General features: G+C 54.5%; 5 protein-coding genes and 1 pseudogene. 5 read left to right on the top strand and 1 reads right to left on the bottom strand.

Going from position 1 to position 5232, the window contains the following annotated elements; all coding sequences use genetic code 11:
* Together NM10_RS13375 and NM10_RS09895 are read left to right on the top strand one after the other, a co-directional pair.
* Positions 1 to 201, top strand: a pseudogene (locus NM10_RS13375) (UTP--glucose-1-phosphate uridylyltransferase); the annotation flags it as partial.
* A 613-nt stretch (positions 202 to 814) separates the two neighbouring features.
* Positions 815 to 1240, top strand: coding sequence for a SoxR reducing system RseC family protein (locus NM10_RS09895; RefSeq protein WP_020311437.1), 426 nt, complete (start codon positions 815 to 817; stop codon positions 1238 to 1240).
* 218 nt (positions 1241 to 1458) lie between these two features.
* Here the strand turns inward: NM10_RS09895 and NM10_RS09890 are convergent, their stop codons facing one another.
* The gene (locus NM10_RS09890; RefSeq protein ID WP_239639698.1) at positions 1459 to 2481 is read right to left on the bottom strand and encodes a hypothetical protein; all 1023 of its coding nucleotides are present in this window, start codon (positions 2479 to 2481) and stop codon (positions 1459 to 1461) included.
* A 150-nt stretch (positions 2482 to 2631) separates the two neighbouring features.
* On the opposite strand from NM10_RS09890, the gene NM10_RS09885 reads away from it, so the two are divergent.
* Genes NM10_RS09885 through rpmF form a run of 3 tightly spaced genes read left to right on the top strand, consistent with a single transcriptional unit; the run spans position 2632 to position 5062 of the window.
* The gene (locus tag NM10_RS09885) at positions 2632 to 4284 is read left to right on the top strand and encodes a nucleoside kinase (protein ID WP_020311435.1); all 1653 of its coding nucleotides are present in this window, start codon (positions 2632 to 2634) and stop codon (positions 4282 to 4284) included.
* Positions 4285 to 4333: 49 nt separating this feature from the next.
* Positions 4334 to 4840 carry a YceD family protein gene (locus tag NM10_RS09880; RefSeq protein WP_020311434.1) on the top strand — a complete coding sequence of 169 codons (507 nt, stop codon included), beginning with the start codon at positions 4334 to 4336 and terminating at the stop codon, positions 4838 to 4840.
* A 36-nt stretch (positions 4841 to 4876) separates the two neighbouring features.
* Positions 4877 to 5062, top strand: a complete 186-nt coding sequence (gene rpmF, locus NM10_RS09875) for a 50S ribosomal protein L32 (RefSeq protein WP_014016180.1) — start codon at positions 4877 to 4879, stop codon at positions 5060 to 5062.
* Positions 5063 to 5232 lie beyond the last annotated feature (170 nt).

The raw sequence follows: 5232 nt of genomic DNA, 5'->3' as shown, positions 1-5232 counted from the left end.
GCGGGGAAATCCAGCTCACCGACGCCTTGCAGACCATGGCCAGCCGCGAAGCCGTCTATGCCTACTCGCTTTGAAGGCAAACGCTACGACGTAGGCGATAAACTGGGCTTCCTCAAAGCCAACGTCGAATACGCCCTGCGCCGCCCGGACCTGGCCGCCCCGTTCCGCCAGTTCCTGAAGGAAGTTGTTCGTGGTTCGTAGGGGCCGTCCTGAAGCCTTTCCAGCCCATCGGGTGCCGACCAACGGAAGGCGCAAGATGGTTGCTGGAACGGACAGCAGAGGCTAGGCGGCCCGCGTGAATCCTGTGTAATAACGTTATAGCTCGTGGCTCGTAGGGGCCGTCCCAACGGGCGGACCGCGTGAATTTTTTGTATGACGTTATCGTTTGTAGTGGGTGGCTAAAAATTTAAAACCAACAGCTGACTGCTAAAAAAGGGCCGTTGCACGAAGGCTTTTGCCATCATGCAAGGCTCTTTTCTCTTTAAAGCTTGTAGTACGGAGTTTGTAGGTATATGTGAGATACTTGTGAACTGGATGATTTGCGTGAGCGGGCGCCCCACGTGGGCGCCCCTACAGAAAAAAGGCGTTGTCTTCATGGGACAGCGCCTTTTTTTACGACGACTATAAACTACACGAAAATAGAATGATTGAAGGAATAGGCGTATGCCATAAGGCTAGTAGGGGCGACCCGTGGGGCGCCCGCTATGGAATAAAGGGGGAATCTCCTGATGGTGCTATGTTTGAAACTACACGAAAATAGTATTGATTGAATGAAAAGGCCATGCTATAATAGGCACAGAAAGAAGGGATTCCTATGAAAATTGAAGAAGGTACGATTATTTCTATAAAAGAAAAAGGCACGGCCGAAATCAAGGTCGGCCGCCATTCCGACTGCATCGCCTGCGGCGCCTGCGAAGGGGCTGAAAACATCGTCGTCACGGATGTCGACCCGTTAGGCGTCAAAGTCGGCCAGCACGTCAAATTCGAATTCCGCGATGTCAACATCGTCATCGGCGCTTTCATCTGTTTCGTCATGCCCCTCTTGGTCTGTGCCGCCGGCGCCTTTGCCGGTCATTTCCTGGCCCTGGCCCAGGGCTTCGATACAGTCCAGACGGCTGTCATCGGCGGCATCATCGGCTTCCTCATCGGCGCCGTCGGCGTCAAACTCTTCGACCGTTCCCTGTCGAAAGCCGAAAATTCCAAACCGAAGATCATCGAAATCTGTTCAGGCGGGAATTAGTGTATAAAGGCTTTGTTTGTAGGGGTCGCCGCGTGGGCGACCCGTTAGGGATTTGGACGATTCTTCTAGCAAACTGGTTGGGTAATAAAATCGTACATATCACAGAGCGGGCGCCCCACGTGGCGACCCTACAGTAAATTTAAAGCCATCCGCTAACCACTAACAGCTAACCACTAGCCACTAAAAAGGGCTTGTCGCACATGCGACAGGCCCTTTTCTTATTTTTCCGGCAACGTGTCGGCCAATGCCAATTCTGTGCCGTCTTTGAGGGTGATGGCCGTGAGGTGGAGTTCGCTGGTCATGCCGTCCAGGGTCTGCGAACGGATGAGGCTGTACTGTGACGGGATGAGGGGATTGAGCAGGAACTGGCTCTCATGGGTCCGTTTTTCCGCCGATGTCGACAGGCGCAGGGGCGACGTATAGAGGACGGCTTTATCGCTGTCCCGGCGCAGGGTGTAGACGGCTTTGACAGAAGCGATGTCATTGCGGTCCTTGCGGAAGACCGGCGTATAGCTCAGGCGCAGGAAGGTGCGGCCCTGGCCGGTGACGATTTTGGAAGAGACGTCGCGGACAGTCATGATGGCGTCGATTTTTTGCTGGACCGGCTTGTTGTAGGCTGCCAATTCTTTCTTCATGACATCGCGCAAGTCGTTGAGGAAGGCTTCCGGGTCGGCCAGGCCCGTGATCATCCAGGTCTGGGACGGCGTCTGTTCCAGCGTGACCGTACAGGGGACGGTCGCGCCCAGGCGGTCGTTGTACAAGTAGAGCTTCACTGTATTGTCATGGCTCCAGTCGGCGCCGTCGAGGTGCCAGCCCGCCAGGGGGACGGCCAGGCCGGCACTCTTCAAGGTGCGCTGCAGGTTATCGGCCGTCTTCTGATATTCGTCATTGTCCGTACTCCCGGCCAGCGTCCAGTTCAGGTAGAGGTCGGCTGTGGTGATGAAAGAAGCCCGCAACGGCGAGCGGATGATATTCAGCAAAAAGAATTCATCCGTACTGTCCGACGTATGGGACACGAGGGCATCGAAGAACTGGCCGCTCAGGGCCCCTTCATCGACGTGGCGGCTGAAGGTCTCCATATCCCCGTCCCGGGCGGCACGGATGACCTGGGAGACGGCATAATCGGGCGTTTTCATATAGACGTGCTGATATGACGCAATCCCTGCTAGGATACAGCCCATGAGGACGACCAGGGCCAGGAAGACTTTGCCATCCCATAAGGTAAGCACTCTTTTTCTCATAGATTATCCTTCCTTACTACACGAAATCCTATTTTTCTTATTATACCACAGTCTGCGTTAGGCGTTCAGCCTTTCGGCGCATCTGCCGCAGGCTGCAAAAATATGGTATAATGAATATGCTATTACCGAAAGAAAAGGAGCGTGATTCCTGTGATTACTTTACACGATGTGAAATCAGGGAATTCCTATGAAGTCAAGGAAGGAGTGACGCTGCAGCAGGTCTGTGAACAGTATTGCCAGCACGACGACATGCCCATTGCAGCGGCCTTATACAATAACGAATGTGTCGGCCTCCAGACCAAGGTCGGCCAGAGCGGCGACGTAGACTGGCTGCCCATCAATACCATGGAAGGCAATCAGTGCATCATCCGCACGGCCATCTTCCTCCTGGTCCGCGCCGTCAGCGACCTCTATCCCGACGGCAAGGTCCTGGTCAAGCATGCCCTGCGCAAGGCCTTGTACTGCGAACTGGAAATCGGCCACACCGTCACCGTCCACGACGTGGACATCATCAAGAAGCGCATGCACGAAATCGTCGAACAAGATGAACCCATTTCCCAGGTCATCGCCAGCGCCGAAACGGCTATGGAAATGTGCCGCAACCGCCATATGATGCGGGAAGCGGAACTCCTGCGCCACGTCGACGTCACCCATATCATGGCCTATCAGTGCGGCCAGACCTTTGACTACTATATGGGGCCTCTCCTGCCCAGCATGGGCTATGTGACCTGCTTCAACCTGCGGTCCTATGCGCCCGGCGTCATCCTGGAAACGCCGACCGTCGACAATCCCAATGAATTACCGGAATACAAGGAAATCCCCAAGATGGCCCGCCTCTTCCTGGATGCTGAAGAATGGGGGCGCATCGTCCGCTGCGAATACGTCTATGACTTGAATCATTACATCGAGAACGGGACCATACAGGATATGGTCGACATGGCCGAAGCCCTGCAGGAAAAGAAGCTGGGCCAGCTGGCCGACTATATCGTCAGCCGCCGGCCGAAGGTCAAGGTCGTCCTCATCGCCGGCCCGTCGTCGGCAGGCAAGACGACGTTCTGCAAGCGCCTGACGACGCAGCTCCGCGTCAACGGCCTGCGGCCTATCGGCATTTCCTTGGACGATTACTTCTATAACCGCGAAGATACGCCGAAGAATCCCGACGGCAGCTATGACTTCGAGTCCCTGCGGGCTATCGACGTACCGCTCTTCAACCAGCAGATCGATGACCTCAACCAGGGCAAGGAAGTCCACCTGGCCCGCTTCGATTTCGTCACAGGCCACCGCCATTTCGACGACAAGCCGACAGTCCTGGAAAAAGGCCAGCCCATCGTCGTCGAAGGCCTCCACGCCTTGAACGATTCCCTGACCTACATGCTGCCGCGCTATGAAAAGGTCAAGATTTCCCTGGGCGTCCTGACGCAGATACGCATTAACGACCACAACCGCATTTCCACGTCGGATACGCGCATCATCCGCCGCATGGTCCGGGACCAGCAGTTCCGCGACCGCGGGCCCATGGCGACCATGGATATCTGGACTGACGTCCGCCGCGGCGAAGAAAAGAACATCTATCCCTATCAGGAAGATGCCGATACGATTTTCAACACGGCTTTGCCTTATGAACTGTCTGTCCTCAAGCCCTATGCCGAACCGCTCCTGGAATCTATCGACAAGGGCAGCGTCCATTACGCCGAAGCCCGGCGGCTCCTGCGGTTCCTCAAGCCCTTCAAGGGCATCGACTCGTCCGTCGTACCGCCCAATTCGCTGTTGCGGGAATTCATCGGGCCAGACCGGAAAAAATGATTGACAAAGCCCAAGTAGATAGATATAATAGTATAGTCGAGGTAGAAATATGAAACTACAAGTCGAAGAAGCACTAAAAGAAGCCGGGAAGTCTTTCCCCTTTTCTTTTGAATGTCCGGCTGCCGAGCTAGGTGAAGTGGAGGACCTTCCTTGGAAGGACGCCACAGTAGTTGTGGATGGGGCTTATTGGTTCGATGGTAACCACATGGTGGTACAGGGAACCATACAGACCTCTGGCAAATACACCTGCAGCCGCTGCCTGTCACCGGTATCGGTGGATCGGAAGGAAACACTGTCTGAAGTCTATGGTACGGAAGCAGAGCTTCCCGAGGACGTATTGCCCTATAATGGGGAGTACATCGATTTGACGGAGACAATTAGAGAAACGTTGATCCTCAGCGAGCCAATGAGGGTTTTGTGCCGGCCAGACTGCAAAGGACTCTGTCCGCAGTGCGGTGAAAACCTGAACGACGGACCCTGTAGTTGTCCTACCGACAAGATTGACCCAAGACTCGAAGTCCTGGCTCAATTGTTGCGATCCAAAGAAAAGCGCTAGAAATAACGTACCATGTGATTTAAGGAGGTGCAGAACATGGCAGTACCGAAGAACAGATTATCCCAGACTCGTCAGAAGATGCGTCGCGCAAACTGGAAATTGACCGCACCGGGCTACGTAGAATGCCCGCAGTGCCACGAAGCAATGATGCCTCATCATGTATGCCCGACTTGCGGCTACTATAAAGGCAAACAGGTTGTCAACAACACAACAGCTGAATAAGAGTTGTACATAAAAAAAGAGCTATCGCTTAGGCGATAGCTCTTTTTTTTCGTTGTTCGTAGTTCGTTGTTCGTAAAAAAAGGGGCGCCTTTACTAGCCACTAGCCACTAGCCACGAGGCGGGCCGCCCTTTGGGACGGCCCCTACGAGCCACGAGCCACGAGCCACCTA

The sequence above is a fragment of the Megasphaera sp. NM10 genome (assembly GCF_000417505.1).
Lineage (GTDB): Bacteria > Bacillota > Negativicutes > Veillonellales > Megasphaeraceae > Megasphaera > Megasphaera intestinihominis.
Note: the sequence above shows the minus strand (reverse complement) of the source record. Positions and strands in the feature narration are given on the sequence as shown.